Here is an 18,216-nt window from a genome sequence, read left to right as displayed (position 1 = left end):
TCCTTGTTGCGCATTTAATACTAGTTATTAGGTCTATTCGGTTAGGCAATTGCATCAAATTCAATATTCTCAGCACCGTTATAAATTAAGAAGTGACGACCTTTAGCGCGAGCAATCATGGTAATTCCAAGCTGCTGTGCGAGTTCTAATCCCATCTGTGTTGCGCCGCTGCGGGATAACACCACTGGGATCCCCATTTTGGCGACTTTAATCACCATCTCAGAGGTTAAACGTCCTGTGGTGTAAAACAGTTTGTTGTTACCCGAATCTTGGTTTAACCACATCTCACCGGCTAAGGTATCAACAGCGTTGTGACGACCGACATCTTCAACAAAGCCAACAATTTGGTCTTCTTGGCATAAGCCACAACCATGCACTGCACCGGCATTTTTGTAGGTTTCATTGTAGGCACTGATATTTTTAAGCAAGCTATAGATCATGCTCTGTTTTAACTGAGGCGTGGGTAACTTAATGTCATCAAGTCCAGTCATAAAGTCGCCGTAAACCGTACCTTGTCCACAGCCTGTTGTGACGGTTTTTTCAGACAGTTTTTCATCTAGATTTTCAATTTTCTCACTGGTAATGATGGCGGCTGAATTCACATCCCAGTCAACGATGACAGATTCTAGCTTATTGATATCTGAGATGAATCCTTGGTTTTTAAGATAGCCTAATGACAATGCTTCAGCTCGGGCGCCAAGTGTCATTAACGTCACAATAGGCTGCCAATTTAGATAAACAGTGAGAGGGCGTTCGCAAGCAATGAACTTATCTACTTTTTCACCATTTTCATTAATGGCGGTTACAGCAATCGTAAGAGGGACTTCAGTATTGGTTTTAATTAACTTTGGATTGCTTTTGTATGCTGTCATGTGACCCATCATCTGTTAAAGGGAATAATTGCGCCTAGTTCTAAGCAATATCTGTACCTAATTTTATAGGGGGAATAAATTAGCAGTAGATCACAGTTCCAGTGTTAGGGTCGCCCTTTTATGTCCTATCGGTAATTGCTATTTAGACAAAATGTCCTAGTCTTTGCTTGGAATAGTTGATCTAGTTCAAACTATTTAATTGATATCGTATGGCACATATATTGCTTTAGCTTAGGGGAGTATTTATATAGTTGGACTGCTATATCGGCAGCCACCTCAGGCAAGACGGAGACTGAATGCAACATACCGAAAGCCAATGGCCAATGTACGTTTCTCTTAAGAAGACCGAGAAGCAAGTCGGAAGATGGACCTCAGTACAGTGGGAGGTCGATCAGATACTTCCTGCCACCCACGCCGCACCTGAAGGTGCCTACCTAATTCTACTTGAGCTACACAAAGATGAGCGCGGCAGCTACCGTATCAATATCGATATGGATAACGCGATGCTGTATATCGTCTGTGATGAAACGCTCGAAGGTGAGTGGATCCCAGTTGCCTTATCTGCTGACCAAAATGTCGCAGCCGGTTGTTTAGAAGCTGATACCCCAGTATTAAACATCCCTATGCCCAAGGCTATTGCCTGCTGGATTGAAGCGTTCATTACTCGTCATGGTGAAGTCGAAATTAGCGCACATCGCCGTAAACATGTGGATCGCCGTAAGAACCAAGGGCCAAGTACTAACCACATGGCGGACAGAACATGAGTGGATTTTTATCCCGCTGGAATTTACGTAAGCAACAAGTAGAGGCTGAGGGTGAAGCGGAAGTCGCTGCCGCAGAAGCCGCGGCACAGCAACAAGCCGAAGAGCAGGCGCTAGCTGCCCAACAGCAAGCTGAAGCAGAGCAAGTAACAGCATCAGATTCAACCCCAGCCTCTGACGACACACAAGCTGAAGCGCAAGCCGATAAGATTTTGCGTGCAGAGGACTTGCCTGATCCTGAAAAAATTGAAGTCGGTGGTAGTTTTGCCAGCTTTATGGGCGCTAATGTAGACCCGGCTGCAAAAGCTGCAGCACTAAAGGCACTATGGAAGCAGCCACACTACAGCGAAATTGATGGCTTGCTTGAATATGCGCTTGATTACAGTAATCAGCCTAAGCTAACAGCTGATGTCTCTGCTGAGCTATTTAAGAAAGTATTCCGCCATAACTTCAAAGATGAAGATGATGAGAATGGAGCCAAAGACGGCGTTGAGGCAGCATCAGATGAGATGATTGCAGCTGAAAATACCGATCAGAATGAACACCTTAATGATACAAAAGCTGTATCGGACATTTTGGACGACAATAAAGACGACTTGTCCCAAAATGAACCAAAAAGCAGTGATATTACGACCGCTAAAGTTGTTTAACGTCACTATAGAGTGTTTTTATTTCCACAAATTTGGTATGTGAATTGCTGTATTTAGAGAGTAATAAAAGCTGGTGCTAATGAAAAGCGCGATGAGATAACAGCGATACTCATGTACAGAAACAGCCAAAGAACTGTTCAGGAACGCAATGTGAGCAATAGTGAAACACAAGTTGGACTCAAAGAGGTTCGACAAAAGGTCCTTGCTGGGACTCAGATGATTCAAAATCTGATCCCACCGACCATTAGCTACACCACCGAAGGTAATGTTCTTGTTATCGGGCCAGAAGATTTGGCACGTTTAGCTGCGGACAAGTTGTCTAGTATGGGTAAGTGCGCCATTTTGGCGAACGAGCCAATCACTAGCCAGGACGAAGCCCATCTTGAAAAAGTAATGACTGCTGCTGAAGACGTAGAGAGCTATTACAACAAGCTTGTTGAAATTAAAGGTTTCTTAGGTCAGTTTCAAGTCAAGGTTGAACACGAAAACGGTAATGCAGAATTAAGTACTGTCGCCATTCGTAAAGCCCACTTCGACCTTATTCTCGACCTTAGCATGAGCCCTTGCATCAATCTTGAAATGCTGCCACCAGGCTATTTCTATGTGGGTCAAGACCAAGCTAAGCTCGATGAAGCGCTAGAGCAGCTTCCAGAGCTGGTTGGCCAATTCGATAAGCCACGCTACGTTAAAATTAACAGTGATATTTGTGCCCATTACCGTCACGGCAATGAAGGCTGTACTCGTTGTTTGAACTTCTGTCCCGCCGATGCGATTACTAGCGTAGGGAAGATGATCGAAATTGATCCTTACCTTTGTCACGGTGCTGGTAGTTGTACTAATGCTTGCCCAACAGGTGCTATTAGTTATGACTTGCCAACGCCGCAAGCTATGCATACCTACCTGAATAAGCTGGTGACGAACTTCCGCTCCCAAGCACAAATTGCTCCAGTGATCCTATTTCATGATATGGGTAAAGGCGAAGAGGCGATAACTGAAGCCCTCGCGGGTGAAATCATCCCGATTGCAATGGAGGAGATCACCGTTGCGAGCATGGACCATTGGTTGTCAGCATTAGCATGGGGTGCGCGTCAGGTATTAATCCTGCAAACGGATGCGACTGCGCCAACATTAACTCAAATGCTTAATGGTGAATTAGCGCTAGCCAACGACATTCTTGATGAAATGGGGCAACCGCGACGCGTGAGCCTTATCACCGAGGCTCATCTTAGCGAAGCCGGTGCTAAAGAGCTTTCAGAGTTGCTTGTTACCAGTGCAAGCTGGCCAGTGATAGTGCCTGCTGAGTTTGTGGCAACCACTAAGCGTGAAACCATTTACAACGCAATCGATCATCTAAATGAACAGGCTGCATCTGTCGATACGTGTTTGTCACAGAGCAACCTGCCATACGGTCAAGTCAGTGTTAACACTGAAAACTGTACCTTGTGTATGTCTTGTGTGGCGACCTGTCCAACGATGGCATTGACCGATGGCGGTGATCGACCAGCGCTTTATTTTGTTGAGCAAGATTGTGTGCAGTGTGGTTTGTGTGAAACAGCATGCCCTGAGAAAGTTATCAGCTTAACGTCTCAGGTTAATTTTGATAAAGCTGCGCGTCAGGAGCGTAAAACCCTGCATGAGGAAGCTCCCTTCGAATGTATTACTTGCGGCGAACCGTTCGCAACACAATCCATGGTGAAGCGGATGTTAGAAGTGGTAGGAACCCACAGTGCCTTCAGTGCCAACACAGAGCGTTTAAAAATGTGTGGTGACTGTCGAGTAAAAGACATGTTTGAAGACATTCTTCAAGATCCTGAAAAGCAACTGCGATAAGAGTTTAGCCATGACCGAATTAGTAAGAGAAGTTTCAGAAAACGATCAGTTAAGAGCCGATATTTATCAGTTGTTTGCTGCGCTATTACGTCGTCAACCTAGCCCTGAACTCCTTGAGTTCTTAGCGGGTTTAGAAATTGATGCTGATGACGATAGCGACATGACTAAGGCTTGGGTTGGACTTAAATTGGCTGCTCAGCAGTTTAGTTCAGAACAGCTTGAAGATGAGTACTTCAGCGTATTCCTCGGTGTGGGCTGTGGTGAGATCCTACCTTATGGTAGCTGGTTCATGACTGGTTCACTAATGGACAAGCCATTAGCGCTGCTACGTAATGACCTGATGCAGCTTGGTTTTGAGCGTGAAGAAGACGTTAAAGAGCCTGAAGATCATGTGGCAGCACTTTGCGAAGTGATGGGCACCTTGATCTTAGAAGCGCCAGGTTACCGTCAGCTAGCTTTCTACCAACGCCATATGGGCAGCTGGATTGAGCGTTTTTGCGATAACTTAGCTAAAGCGCCAAGTGCGGCTTTTTATGCAACCGTTGCTCAGCTTGCTAAAGCATTTTTCGTTCTCGAAGCGAAAGAGTTTGAACAGTTAAGTTTGAATATTCCGGTTAACTGCCCAGGCAGTGAAGCAGAATCTTCTGAAAAGATTGAGCCTTCTACCAATGAGCTAGCGTCTTAATCGCTATCGGTAGAGGTTTGGATTTATGTCAGTTCAGTGCTTGGGCTCAATTTTGACTCAGCCTGAGCTGACATAGACAAAAACAGGGATTCTTCTCAGCAAGAAGCCCACAAGAACTGGATAGAGCGTTTAAACATAAGCAATTTATCTTAATTTTAGTAAATCTAAGGAGACACTATGAAGAAGCAAGCTTCCGACATGGGCCGTCGTCAACTGCTAAAGGCATTGGCTATCGGCGGTGCGGCTGGCGCAGTTGCAACTGCAAGTGGACAAGCTCTTGCCGCAGAACCTGAAATCGCACCTATTGCGGAAAAAGGTATTGGTTATCAAGAGTCTGACCATGTTCGTAGTTATTACGACACATTGCGCAGTAACTAATTAAAGGAGAGTGTGATGCGATTAACCCGCAAAGCAGACCAAGCTGTCAAAAGCAATAAGCCAGTCTTAGGTCTAAACCGTCGCCAATTCCTCAAGTCCGCAAGCCTCGCGACAGGCGGTATTGCAGCGGCATCTATGCTTGGCGCAGGAATGATGCGTAAAGCAGAAGCTAAATTTATCCCCCACGATGTTCCCACCGAAACTAAACGTACTATCTGTTCTCACTGCTCTGTAGGCTGTGGCGTTTATGCCGGCGTTCAAAACGGTGTATGGACAACTCAGGAGCCAGCATTTGATCACCCATTTAATGCGGGTGGACACTGTGCAAAAGGTGCCGCGCTTCGTGAGCATGGCCATGGTGAAAAGCGTCTGAAATACCCTATGAAGCTAGAAGGCGGTAAGTGGAAGCGTCTTTCATGGGATCAAGCGATTGAAGAAGTGGGCCAACACGCACTAGATATTCGTAAAGAATCGGGTGCAGACTCTGTATTCTTCATGGGTAGTGCAAAGTTCTCTAACGAACAAGCTTATATGTACCGCAAATTTGCGGCAATGTGGGGCACCAACAATGTCGACCACTCTGCACGTATTTGTCACTCTACCACTGTAGCCGGTGTTGCAAACACTTGGGGCTATGGTGCGCAAACTAACTCTTTTAACGATATTCGCAATGCGAAGGCGATGATGTTCATCGGCTCAAACCCTTGTGAAGCTCACCCCGTTGCTATGCAACATATTTTGATTGGTAAAGAGCGCGGCGCAAAAATTATTGTTGTCGACCCTCGTTTCACCCGAACTGCAGCTAAGTCTGATGAGTTCGTGCATATTCGTCCAGGTACGGATATTCCTTTCATTTATGGTCTGTTATGGCACATCTTCGAAAATGGTTGGGAAGACCAAACCTTTATCGACCAGCGTGTTTACGGCATGGAACGTATTCGCGAAGAGGTGAAGAAGTATCACCCTGCTGAAGTTGCTAATATTGTTGGTGCAACCGAAGAGCAAATGCGTCGCGTCGCTAAGTTACTTGCTGAAACTAAGCCAGGCACTATCGTTTGGTGTATGGGTGGTACTCAGCATCACGTGGGTAATGCCAACACTCGTGCATATTGTATCTTACAGCTAGCCCTAGGTAACATGGGGGTATCTGGTGGCGGTACTAACATTTTCCGTGGCCACGATAACGTACAGGGTGCAACTGACATGGGTCTGTTGTTCGATACTCTACCGGGTTATTACGGTCTAAAAACAGGTTCTTGGAAGCATTGGTGTAACGTCTGGGATTTAGATTATGAGTGGGTGAAGGGCCGCTTCGACCCTGAGCCACGTTTAGGTCAAGATCCAATGACTTCGACGGGGATCCCGTGTTCACGTTGGCACGATGGTGTACTTGAAGACAAGTCTAAGATTGCTCAGAAAGATAACATCCACATGGCATTCTTCTGGGGGCAGTCAGTTAACACTGAAACCCGTGGTCGTGAAGTCCGTGAAGCACTGAACAAAATGAAAACCGTGGTTGTTGTGGATCCATTCCCAACGATGGCAGGTGTTATGCACGAGCGTACCGATGGCGTGTATCTACTGCCTGCATGTACTCAGTTTGAAACCTATGGTTCGGTATCGGCTTCAAACCGTTCGTTGCAATGGCGTACCAAGGTTATTGAACCGCTCTTTGAGTCTAAGCCTGATCACGAGATCATGTACAAGCTCGCCAAGAAATGGGGCATTGAAAAAGAGTTCTGTAAGCATATCAAAGTGAACGGTGATGAGCCGTTGATTGAAGATATGACGCGTGAGTTCAACAGAGGTATGTGGACCATTGGTTACACAGGCCAAAGCCCTGAGCGTTTGAAGATGCACCAAGAAAACTGGGGCACTTTCGATATCAAATCGCTTGAAGCACCGGGTGGTCCAGCTAAGGGAGAAACCTATGGTTTACCTTGGCCATGTTGGGGTACGCCAGAGTTTAAGCACCCAGGTACTCAGATCCTGTATCGCACCGGTCGCGAAGTGATGAATGGTGGCGGTAACTTCCGCGCCCGTTATGGTGTTGAGCATGACGGCGTTAACATCTTGGCTGAAGGCTCTTACTCTAAGGGCAGTGAAATCAAAGATGGTTACCCTGAGTTTACCGACAAGATGCTCAAGCAGCTTGGTTGGTGGGATGATCTGACAGCAGAGGAGAAAGTCTCTGCTGAAGGTAAAAACTGGAAGACCGATATTTCTGGTGGTATTCAGCGAGTAGCGATTAAGCATGGCTGTATTCCTTACGGTAATGCGAAAGCACGTTGTATTGTTTGGAACTTCCCTGATGATATCCCACTGCACCGTGAGCCGTTATATACGCCTCGTCGTGACTTAGTGGCTAAGTATCCAACGTACGAAGACCGTATGGTTGCACGTCTGCCTACCCTGTATAAGACTATTCAGGAGAAGGACTTCGCTAAAGATTTCCCACTTATTATTACGACTGGACGTTTGGTCGAATATGAAGGTGGTGGTGAAGAAACGCGTTCGAATCCATGGCTTGCTGAACTTCAGCAAGAGATGTTTATCGAGATCAATCCAGCTGATGCAGCCGATCGCGGTATTCGTAATAATGACACAGTGTTTGTTCATAGCCCTGAAGGTGCGAAAATCACCGTTAAGGCCATGGTCATTCCACGAGTTGTACCAGGTGAATGCTTCATGCCATATCATTTCGCGGGTGTATTTGAAGGTAAGAGCCTAGAGAAGAACTACCCAGAAGGAACGGTTCCTTACGTTATTGGCGAAGCTGCTAATACCGTAATGACCTATGGATATGATGTTGTGACACAGATGCAAGAGACGAAAGCGAGCTTGTGTCAGGTCAGTAAAGCCTAATTAACTTGATGAGGAGATAAGCCATTATGGCAGTCATGAAATTCTTATGTGACACCAAACGCTGCATCGAGTGTAACGGTTGCGTCACAGCATGTAAAAACGCCAATGCTTCTGCTATTGGGTGGGGGATTCAACGTCGTCGCGTGGTTACGCTCAATGACGGTGAGCCGGGTGAAGCATCAATCTCAGTGGCATGTATGCACTGTACCGATGCACCTTGTATGGCAGTTTGTCCTGCAGATTGCTTCTATCGTACTGATGAAGGCATCGTCTTACACAACAAAGAAACCTGTATCGGTTGTGGTTACTGTTTCTATGCATGTCCTTTTGGAGCGCCTCAGTTCCCTAAGAAGGATGCATTTGGTAGTCGCGGCAAGATGGATAAATGTACCTTCTGCGCGGGTGGTCCAGTGCCCGATTTCTCTGAAGAAGAGCAGAAATTATACGGTGCGAACCGTATTGCAGAAGGGAAATTACCTTTATGTGCAGAGTTTTGTTCGACTAAGTCACTACTTGCGGGGGATGCTTTAGTCATTTCTAACATCTTCCGTGAACGTTCTGCCGCACGAGGTGCACCAGAAGCGCTTTGGGGTTATACCCCAACCACTGGCTAGTCTGGCTGAATAGGGCTGCAAGCCTTGGCTTGCGGTCCAATAAAGGAGTGAATATGTTTATGAAATCACTGCGCAGCCTGTTTGCACTGCTAGTTATTCCATTGGTACTTTCAATGGGGTTAGGGCTTAGCGCTTCTGCAATGGCAGCGGATGGTCAAACGAATCAGCAAAAAGTTGCAACCAATGACGTCGATCTTTGGCGTGCCGTTAAGGCTGGTGATTCGGGTTACACCACTGCAAAAGGTATTGAGACTGGTGTTCTAATTAACGTTGTAGGTAATGAGGGCGAAATCGTTCGCAATAAGTACTTAACCCCTGTGATGGGTATTACTGTTGTTGGCGTATTTGCAGCATTTCTATTTTTCTATTTAGTGAACGGCCCTTCTAAATTGAGTAAAGGCTTTTCAGGAAAAATGGTTCTACGTTGGTCTAAAGCAGATCTCTGGATCCACTGGGTATTAGCGACGTCTTGTTTGGCGCTAATCTTCACGGGTCTAAATATCATGCTGGGTAAACACGTATTACAACCTTATATCGGTGAAGGCCTGTGGGCTGCACTGATTTATGGTAGTAAGACAATACACGACTGGGTTGGACCGATATTTATCGTGTCTTGGGTCTTGTGTGTTGTTAAGTGGATGCCGATGCAGACCTTCAAGATGTATGACTTAAAATGGTTCCTCGTAGTTGGTGGTTACATCAACTTTGGCCCATTTAAAGGTAAGCATCCTGACAGTGGATTTGCTAACGCTGGTGAGAAAATGTGGTTTTGGAGCTTAACTCTTTTCGGTTTATTTATCGCCGCATCTGGGTTAATGCTTGTATTACCAGGTTTAGATTTACCACGTGAAGCCTCGATGGCCGCGTTATTAATCCACTCTATCAGCGCGATTATTATTATCGCATTTACTATCGTGCATATCTGGATGGCAACGGTATTAAGTGAAGGTGGTATGGAGTGTATGGTATCGGGCTATTGCGATGAAAACTGGGCAATCCAACATCACAATGTTTGGTACGATGAAATGAAAGATGGTAATAGTATCGTTTATAAAGACTAACGCTAGATCCATTATCATATGAAAAATGCCTCGACTTAGTCGGGGCATTTTTTTTGCTGTCTACTTCTGCGTTGAATGAGTTTGCCAAACACATTCTGAGTCGTTCACTTTTCTATACTGATGGATTTTAATTCGGACGGGTTAGACAAAATGCGATTGTAACGACTTTTGTTTAACGCCCGTTTTCCCCCATTTAGCAAAGTGCGTCAGCGATAGGACTGGGAGGGGTGTTTTAAAAGGTAAAAGTTTTACTGCAGTGGTTAAGAGATATTAACGTTTTGTGTATGGACAGATTTGTAGTCTGTCTTTATTGCCGAACCCGCTAATGATTTCTTGTCTTAAATAGTCAGTTTAGTACAAATAACCAGCACCAAGGGCTATATATGTTAATAGTTGCAATTTAGCTTATATATCGGCTTTAAAGTACTGTAGTTGCTAAATTTTTGTTAACTTTTTTATTGCCGTAACTGCGGATTTATTAGTGCTCTATACCGTCTTTAGTTCTGTAAACATGCGCTGCTTAACACTTCTGGTAAAATTTGTCCCAAAGTAGAAATTTAACCAGATTCAGATCAATTTTTCCTGACATAAAATTCTTTATATTACGCAGGTGATTTGAATGGATACCTTTAATAAGTAAACACTTTTTACAATGTTGATCACTTTATTTACAAATGATTCAGTTGAAGTGTATGCCGTCCAATTTTTAAACGTATCTTAAGTTTTTATAACCAGAGTATTCCTTTCTACCAGGAGTAAAAATGAAGAAGCAACAGCCTGATCTGAACCGCAGATCTTTGCTGAAAGCACTGACCATTGGTGGCACTGCAAGTGTTGCTATCGCCGCTACGGGCGTGAGTGTTGCTCAAGCAAGTGAAAGTAAAGTCAGCTCGAACAATGACAATGGCTATCATGAAACTGCGCATATCCGCAGTTATTACAATAGCTTACGCGGCTAGTTTAGGAGAATTTAAGCGATGAAGTTAACTCGCAAATCCAACGCGGCATCTACGGTAGAGAAAAAATCTCTAGGTATTAGCCGTCGTCAGTTTATGAAGCAAGCTGGTATCACCTCTGGTGGTATTGCTGCGGCTTCTTTGTTGGGTACAGGCATGATGCGCAAAGCAGAAGCCAAAGATATCCCACATGATGTACCAACTGAAATCAAACGTACTGTATGTAGTGCGTGTGCGGTAGGTTGTGGTCTTTACGCAGAAGTTCAAAATGGCGTATGGACAGGTCAAGAGCCTGCTTTCGATCACCCATTCAACGCGGGCGGTCACTGTGCTAAAGGTGCTGCACTTCGTGAACACGGTCACGGTGAAAAGCGTCTTAAGTATCCAATGAAGCTTGTTGATGGCAAGTGGAAGAAAATCTCTTGGGAGCAGGCTTTCAACGAAGTTGGCGACCAAATGCAGACCATTCGTAAAGAATCAGGTCCAGACTCTGTTTACTTTATGGGTAGCGCTAAGTTCTCGAACGAAGGCTGTTACATGTATCGTAAATTTGCGGCTATGTGGGGCACGAACAACGTCGACCACTCAGCACGTATTTGTCACTCTACCACGGTAGCCGGTGTTGCTAACACTTGGGGTTACGGTGCGCAAACTAACTCTTTCAACGATATCCAGAATGCAAACGCAATCTTCTTCATCGGGGCAAACCCTGCTGAAGCGCATCCTGTTGCAATGCAGCATATCTTGATCGCTAAAGAGAAAAACAACGCTAAATTAATCGTTGTTGATCCACGCTTCTCTCGTACAGCAGCTCACTCTGATCTTCACTGTGCACTGCGTCCAGGTACGGATATCCCATTCATTTACGGTATGCTTTGGCACATCTTTGAAAATGGTTGGGAAGATAAGACGTTCATTAAAGAGCGTGTATTTGAGATGGAAAGCATTCGCGCTGAAGCGAAGAAGTTCCCACCAAAAGAAGTTACAGACATCACTGGATGTAGCGAAGAAGAAGTTTACCAAGCCGCTAAGCTTATGGCCGACAACCGTCCTGGCACTGTAGTTTGGTGTATGGGTGGTACTCAGCATCACGTGGGTAACGCGAACACTCGTGCATACTGTATCCTTCAGCTAGCCCTAGGTAACATGGGTGTATCTGGTGGCGGTACTAACATTTTCCGTGGTCACGATAACGTTCAGGGTGCGACTGACTTAGGTCTATTGTTCGACAACCTTCCTGGTTATTACGGTTTGACTTCAGGCGCATGGGATCACTGGACTAACGTTTGGGAACTAGATCCTAGCTGGGTTAAAGGTCGTTTCGATCAAAACTCATACTTAGGTCGCGTTCCGATGAACACACCTGGTATTCCTTGTTCACGTTGGCACGACGGTGTTTTAGAAACACCTGAAAAGCTAGCTCAGAAAGATCGTGTTCGCATGGCATTTTTCTGGGGTCAATCAGTTAACACTGAAACGCGTCAGCGCGACGTACGTGATGCATTAGACAAGATGGACACTGTTGTTGTTGTGGATCCATTCCCAACTATGGCGGGTGTTATGCACCGTCGTAAGAATGGTGTTTACCTATTGCCTGCTGCAACTCAGTTTGAAACTGAAGGTTCAGTATCTAACTCTGGCCGTAGCCAGCAGTGGCGCGAAAAGGTTATCGAGCCATTATTCGAATCTAAGACCGACCTTGAGATCATGTACCGTCTATCTCAAAAGCTTGGTTTTGCTAACGAATATACTAAGCGTATCGCTAAAGATGCCAACGACGTTCTTGTTATCGAAGACATCACTCGCGAAATTAACCGCGGTATGTGGACGATTGGTATGTCTGGTCAAAGCCCAGAGCGTATTAAAGAGCACACAATGAACTGGGGTACCTTCAGCAACAAGACTCTTGAAGCTGCTGGCGGTCCTGCTAAAGGCGAAACTTATGGTCTACCTTGGCCATGTTGGGGTACGCCAGAGCAGAAGCATCCTGGTACACAGATCCTTTATAACACAAGCAAACATGTTCTAGACGGCGGTGGTAACTTCCGTGCACGTTATGGTGTTGAGTATAAAGGCGAAAACATCTTGGCTGACGGTAGCTTCTCTAAAGGCGCTGAAATCCAAGACGGTTACCCAGAATTCTCTGCCGCTATGCTTAAGCAGCTTGGCTGGTGGGATGAACTGACTGCTGACGAAAAAGCGCAAGCAGAAGGTAAAAACTGGAAGACCGATCTATCTGGCGGTATCGTTCGCGTAGCGATGAAGCACGGTTGTATCCCATACGGTAACGCTAAAGCGCGTTGTATCGTTTGGACATTCCCAGACCAAGTGCCTGTTCACCGTGAGCCGTTATACACGCCTCGTCGTGATCTTGTGTCTAAGTACCCAACTTATGACGATATGCAAGTTCATCGTTTACCAACTCTGTACAAGTCAATCCAAGAGGTGGACAACACAGATAAGTACCCACTAGGTCTGACTTCTGGTCGTCTAGTTGAGTATGAAGGTGGTGGTGAAGAGTCGCGTTCAAACCCATGGTTGGCTGAACTTCAACAAGAGATGTTTGTTGAAATCAGTCCTGCTGATGCTGCTGACCGTAACATTCAAGACGGTGACACAGTATGGCTAGAAGGTGCTGAAGGCGGTCGCATTAAGATTAAGGCTATGGTCACTCCACGCGTTAAGCCTGGTGTAACTTGGATGCCTTACCACTTTGCGGGTGTCATGGAAGGTGAAAGCTTAGCGCCTAACTATCCAGAAGGTACTGTTCCTTACGTTATCGGTGAATCTTGTAACACTGCAATGACTTATGGTTATGACCCTGTGACTCAGATGCAGGAAACCAAGGCAACGCTGTGTCAGATCACTAAAGCGTAATAGCAGAATTAGCTAGGAGAATTGCCAGAATGGCTACAATGAAATTTTTATGTGATACCAAGCGCTGCATCGAGTGTAACGGTTGTGTCACAGCATGTAAGAACGAAAACGACTCTGCTCTAGAGTGGGGTATTCAACGTCGTCGCGTTGTGACTATCAATGATGGTGAGAGAGGCGAAGCGTCTATCTCAGTAGCATGTATGCACTGTAGTGATGCACCTTGTATGGCTGTTTGCCCTGCAAACTGTTTCTACAAGACTGAAGATGGCATCGTATTGCACGACAAAGATACTTGTATCGGTTGTGGTTACTGCCTATATGCTTGCCCATTTGGTGCTCCTCAGTTCCCTCAAGGCGGCGCTTTCGGTGCTCGCGGTAAGATGGACAAGTGTACTTTCTGTGCCGGTGGCCCAGAAGAGAACTTCTCTGAAGCAGAGCGTCAGAAATACGGTGCAAACCGAATTGCTGAAGGCAAGCTACCTATGTGTGCTGAGTTGTGTGCAACTAAAGCGCTACTTGCGGGTGATGCTGAGATTGTTTCTTCAATCTTCCGTGAGCGTGTTGCATACCGTGGTTCTAAAAACGCAGCTTGGGGTTAATCAACTTAGGTTGACTAACATCCAACATACCCTGAGTGGTTCATTGACTTGAACCACTTAGTGGTAACAGAGGACGTATTATGAACAAATGGTTAAAACACATAGGCGTGGCAATTGCACTGTTTTTCAGTGTGTCAGTATTTGCCAATGCTTCAGACAAACTAGGTGACACTGTTGATATCAACAACGGCCAAGTTTGGGCTCAGCTTAAAGCTGGCGAAGAAGGTCGTACAACATCAACAAGCGAGTTTCACGGTCAAGCAATCAACACGTATGACTTACGTGTTTTAGAGCTACGTAGTGATATTCTTGCTCCAGCATTAATGGCTGCCCTTTTCGGCATGATCATTATTTTTGTTCTGTTTATCAAAGTGAATGGCATTTCTAAGCTTCACGGTGGTTACTCAGGCAAGCTGGTTTACCGTTGGTCTAAGTTTGACGTATCAATTCACTGGTTAGGTGCTATTCCTTGCCTGCTATTGATCCTGACAGGCTTAACGCTACTTGCTGGTCGTTATTTCGTCCAGCCGTACATCGGTGAAGGCCTATGGGCTGGTATGGTAAACGCTGCTAAGCAAGTTCACGACATCATGGCGATCCCGTTCATGTTGGGGTGGGCGCTTATGGTTACGCTATGGGCTAAAAATCAGATGCCTAAGATGTACGACATTAAGTGGATGATGGTTGTTGGTGGTTACATCAATTTCGGTCCATTTAAAGGTAAGCATCCAGACGCTGGTTTTGCTAACGCGGGTGAGAAATTATGGTTCTGGGCATTCGCTGCCTTTGGCCTACTGATTTCTGCATCAGGTATGTTATTGCTATTCCCGAACTGGTTCGAGCCTAGCCGTACATTAAGCCTAATTGCGTTAGTACTTCACTCTGTCAGTGCTATCATCATTACTGCTTTCTCAATCGTGCATATCTTTATGGCAACGGTTATGTCTGAAGGTGGTATGGAGTGTATGGTTTCTGGTTACTGTGACGAAACTTGGGCAAGCCAACACCACAATCTTTGGTTCGATGAAATCAAAGAGAACGGTACGCTTAAGTACAAAGAGTAATCCTCTTTATGCTTAACGCCTAAACACCCTAGCTATTCGTAGCTGGGGTGTTTTTATATTAAGTACTCGTCGTACAATTTATGCGCAATCGCTAAAGTATGATCTGCTTAACAAAAAAAACTACATTTCATTGATAGGAAACGCTAAGTTATAACCTAATCACGTTTTATGCTCATTTAACGTGCTAATTTTGTTCACCTCAATTGCATTCCAATTTCCGATTCTTTTGTCATTAGCATTCTTCTTATAGGAACTTTTATGTCTTCAATTATTTTGCCTGGAACTGCTCAACCCTATAGCGCCAATATCACCACGCCTAACTGGATGATTAGCGGTATGGAGAAAGTCATGCAGTTTTATGTTGATCGCAATTTAAGACTGGACACCGTTTCGGCTGAAATGATGCCAAACCCAATTGAGGGTAAGAAGTACATGCTTTATGCGCATGTGCCTTTCTGTCACACCTTGTGTTCATTCTGCACCTTCCACCGCTTCCTATTTAAAGAAGATAAGGCACGCGCCTATTTTATCTCTCTGCGTAAAGAGATGGATATGGTTAAAGCGTTAGGCTATGACTTCGAGTCTATGTATATCGGTGGCGGTACCACAACCGTATTAGAAGATGAGCTTGCCCGTACCATCGAGCATGCAAAGAAGTTGTTCCCAAGTATAAAAGAAGTGTCGTGTGAATCAGATCCACAGCACTTAGATAGCCCTGGCTTTAAGCAGCTAGAAGGCTTGGTCGATCGTATGTCGATCGGGGTGCAGAGCTTTAATGATGATATTCTCGCGATGACAGACCGTCTTGATAAGTTCGGTTCTGGACAAGAGACTTTCGATAAGATTATGGCGGCTAAAGAGCTGTTTCCGATCATTAACGTCGATCTTATTTTTGGCTTCCGTGGCCAGACCGATGAGGTGATCCAGCATGACTTGGATATGGCCTCTCGTTTGGACCCTCGCCAAATTACGACTTATCCGCTGATGATTACTCACCAAACACGTAAGAGTGTCAAAGGTAAGTTAGCAGCCCCCCATGGTGATATGGCGCGTCAGTATCGTCAAATCCTGAATAGCTTGAATGGTCAATATAACCAGTTATCAGCTTGGGCGTTTGGTAAGGCGAATAACGAAGGCTTTGATGAATACGTTATCGATTATGATGAGTATCTAGGTGTCGGTTCAGGTTCATTTAGTTTCTTAAATGACACGCTTTATGTGAATACATTCTCACTCAGAAATTACCAAGAACGCATTGCTGATGGTCGTATGGGTGTTGATCAACAGAAGAATTATGGTCGTAAGGAAGTGATGCAATATCGTTTCTTACTCGGTATGTTCTCTGGCCGTTTATCGCGTAAATATTTCCGCGATACTTTTGGTGTAAATCTTGATGCCGCTCTGTTTAAAGAGATGACATCGATGAAAGCCATCGGTGCGATTAAGAACGATCCAACTGACCCTGATAAGTTGATTGTGACCGATAACGGTAAGATGATGGGCTTACTGATGATGAAAGAGTTCTATTCAGGTATGGATAACGTACGAGCTCAGTTGCGCAAGCCGCTTAAAGCCTGCGACATGTAAACAATCTAGCGAGTCCCGTTATATGCGGTTCAGCAACAAAAAAGGGTGAAGCTATATAGCTTCACCCTTTTTTTCTATAAGGTGCTGTAACTTCTTAATATCTTCTTTGATCTGCAAAACATAGTCATCGGTGTACTGCAGTTGTTCAAATTCACATAAACACGCTTGATAACGAGCAAGCTGTGCTTCAGGTGTCGTCCCAAATTCCATTTGATCGAGCATGCCAATAATTGAGTCCATTCAACTATCCTGTAAGTAGGCTTACCAATATCATAAATCGTAAATTTGATTTGCATAGCGCAGTATCAACTCAGATACGATAAGGGTAGCTTATACCCAGTGAATTACTCTGTATGGAGTGGATTTTTTTCAATAAGTTACCCGTAAATTGAAAAAACAGGGCTAAAGCCACTGACTATAAGCTCTCACATTAGTTTAAGAGATCGCTTACATCGCTGGTAATAAAAGCATTACAGAGGCTTTGTTTGTTGATTTCTTGGCCAGAGCTTGGAACCCTGAATAAAATCTCTTACTATCGAGTGAACTCTTGCTTATATCGAGCTGTTATGGCGAATATCTTGTTGGTAGCAAACCTCAACTGCGATCGTATTTTTAACCTAAATCAACCTATCAAGCCCGGTGGGCGATTCCATTATCAAGATGGTGGTCAGCGCTTAGGTGGCGGCGGAGCTAACACGGGCATAGGTTTAGTGTGGGCGGGTAACCAAGTCACCCTTGTCACCGAGGTGGGCCGTGATGATGTTGGTGATTGGTTGATAGCCGAAGCCAGTACTCAGGGGATTAACTGCAGCTTGATCCAGCGCCGCGCGGGTAATACTTGTGAGATGCTACTGATGATGACGCCGGATGGTGAGCGAACCATTATCCGGCCTGAGCGACCTAAGTTTGAATTACCATTACCACCGAACTGGCAAAATATTGATGCCCTTTATATTAACTCTTCAAGCGAAGGGGCGGTGAGTTGGGCCAAAACTGCAATGCAGCATTGTTGGGTCGTCGCCCAACTGGCTAAAGATCAACGTCCGCGCCCATGCCACGTATTAATCGCATCCTTAAGTGATATGCAGGGCCGTTGTGATGGAGATCTTTGGCATTTTGCAACATCGATAGCGGGTGACAATCTCAAATATTTTGTGGTTACCGACGGCGAAAACGGGGCGATCTTATATAGCGCAGCAGAGCCTGTAACGGTTGCGGCAGTCCCGAGTAACGTTGTGGATACAACTGGTGCAGGCGATGCCTACGCGGCAGGGCTGATTCACGCCTTAGTGAGTCATAAAGATATTATCGAATCGATGCAAGAGGCCGCTATTTGGTCCGGCTTTGCAGTGGCGTGTCATAGCTCTATTCCTGGAAAAGGCTTAAAGCAATATCTCACTGAAGCGCCATGAGCTTG

Annotated in this window: 16 protein-coding genes; 14 read left to right on the top strand and 2 right to left on the bottom strand. The window is 45.3% G+C overall.

The features are described from left to right. Positions 1-41: 41 nt before the first annotated feature. Entirely contained in the window at positions 42-884 is an 843-nt protein-coding gene (locus ACVBIU_RS03735; RefSeq protein WP_447159101.1) for a formate dehydrogenase accessory sulfurtransferase FdhD, read from the bottom strand. 284 nt (positions 885-1,168) lie between these two features. On the opposite strand from ACVBIU_RS03735, the gene ACVBIU_RS03730 reads away from it, so the two are divergent. The 13 genes from ACVBIU_RS03730 to ACVBIU_RS03670 all read left to right on the top strand — a co-directional run bounded on the left by ACVBIU_RS03730 (position 1,169) and on the right by ACVBIU_RS03670 (position 16,799). After that, a complete protein-coding gene (locus ACVBIU_RS03730) occupies positions 1,169-1,636 on the top strand; it encodes a DUF3305 domain-containing protein (RefSeq protein WP_447159100.1) in 468 nt (155 codons plus the stop codon). Further along, positions 1,633-2,283, top strand: coding sequence for a DUF3306 domain-containing protein (locus tag ACVBIU_RS03725; RefSeq protein ID WP_447163108.1), 651 nt, complete (start codon positions 1,633-1,635; stop codon positions 2,281-2,283). Before ACVBIU_RS03730 ends, ACVBIU_RS03725 begins: the two co-directional genes overlap by 4 nt. Positions 2,284-2,394: 111 nt before the next feature. Further along, a complete protein-coding gene (locus ACVBIU_RS03720) occupies positions 2,395-4,113 on the top strand; it encodes a 4Fe-4S binding protein (RefSeq protein ID WP_447163107.1) in 1,719 nt (572 codons plus the stop codon). A 10-nt stretch (positions 4,114-4,123) separates the two neighbouring features. Further along, complete coding sequence (locus tag ACVBIU_RS03715; RefSeq protein WP_447159097.1) at positions 4,124-4,798, top strand: TorD/DmsD family molecular chaperone; 675 nt, start codon at positions 4,124-4,126, stop codon at positions 4,796-4,798. A 177-nt stretch (positions 4,799-4,975) separates the two neighbouring features. Continuing rightward, complete coding sequence (locus ACVBIU_RS03710; protein WP_447163106.1) at positions 4,976-5,176, top strand: twin-arginine translocation signal domain-containing protein; 201 nt, start codon at positions 4,976-4,978, stop codon at positions 5,174-5,176. A 15-nt stretch (positions 5,177-5,191) separates the two neighbouring features. Then, positions 5,192-8,041, top strand: a complete 2,850-nt coding sequence (locus tag ACVBIU_RS03705) for a formate dehydrogenase subunit alpha (RefSeq protein ID WP_447159095.1) — start codon at positions 5,192-5,194, stop codon at positions 8,039-8,041. A 26-nt stretch (positions 8,042-8,067) separates the two neighbouring features. Beyond that, a complete protein-coding gene (fdh3B, locus tag ACVBIU_RS03700) occupies positions 8,068-8,655 on the top strand; it encodes a formate dehydrogenase FDH3 subunit beta (protein WP_447159094.1) in 588 nt (195 codons plus the stop codon). A gap of 53 nt (positions 8,656-8,708) precedes the next feature. Further along, positions 8,709-9,716 carry a formate dehydrogenase subunit gamma gene (locus ACVBIU_RS03695; RefSeq protein WP_447159093.1) on the top strand — a complete coding sequence of 336 codons (1,008 nt, stop codon included), beginning with the start codon at positions 8,709-8,711 and terminating at the stop codon, positions 9,714-9,716. Positions 9,717-10,477: 761 nt separating this feature from the next. Then, complete coding sequence (locus ACVBIU_RS03690) at positions 10,478-10,675, top strand: twin-arginine translocation signal domain-containing protein (RefSeq protein WP_447159092.1); 198 nt, start codon at positions 10,478-10,480, stop codon at positions 10,673-10,675. 18 nt (positions 10,676-10,693) lie between these two features. Beyond that, on the top strand, positions 10,694-13,549 hold the full coding sequence (locus ACVBIU_RS03685) for a molybdopterin-dependent oxidoreductase (protein WP_447159091.1): 2,856 nt from the start codon (positions 10,694-10,696) through the stop codon (positions 13,547-13,549). 29 nt (positions 13,550-13,578) lie between these two features. Next, on the top strand, positions 13,579-14,148 hold the full coding sequence (gene fdh3B / locus ACVBIU_RS03680; RefSeq protein WP_447159090.1) for a formate dehydrogenase FDH3 subunit beta: 570 nt from the start codon (positions 13,579-13,581) through the stop codon (positions 14,146-14,148). An 80-nt stretch (positions 14,149-14,228) separates the two neighbouring features. Beyond that, entirely contained in the window at positions 14,229-15,212 is a 984-nt protein-coding gene (locus ACVBIU_RS03675; RefSeq protein ID WP_447159089.1) for a formate dehydrogenase subunit gamma, read from the top strand. Between the two features lie 258 nt (positions 15,213-15,470). Continuing rightward, entirely contained in the window at positions 15,471-16,799 is a 1,329-nt protein-coding gene (locus ACVBIU_RS03670) for a coproporphyrinogen III oxidase family protein (protein ID WP_447163105.1), read from the top strand. A 51-nt stretch (positions 16,800-16,850) separates the two neighbouring features. Here ACVBIU_RS03670 and ACVBIU_RS03665 read toward each other — a convergent pair whose 3' ends face one another. Beyond that, a complete protein-coding gene (locus ACVBIU_RS03665) occupies positions 16,851-17,039 on the bottom strand; it encodes a hypothetical protein (RefSeq protein ID WP_447163104.1) in 189 nt (62 codons plus the stop codon). Positions 17,040-17,365: 326 nt separating this feature from the next. On the opposite strand from ACVBIU_RS03665, the gene ACVBIU_RS03660 reads away from it, so the two are divergent. After that, positions 17,366-18,211 carry a PfkB family carbohydrate kinase gene (locus ACVBIU_RS03660; RefSeq protein ID WP_447159086.1) on the top strand — a complete coding sequence of 282 codons (846 nt, stop codon included), beginning with the start codon at positions 17,366-17,368 and terminating at the stop codon, positions 18,209-18,211. Positions 18,212-18,216: the final 5 nt, after the last annotated feature.

The organism is Shewanella sp. 30m-14 (genome assembly GCF_052977125.1).
The sequence above is the reverse complement of the archived record's forward strand: the minus strand, read 5'-3'. Positions and strand labels throughout refer to the sequence as shown.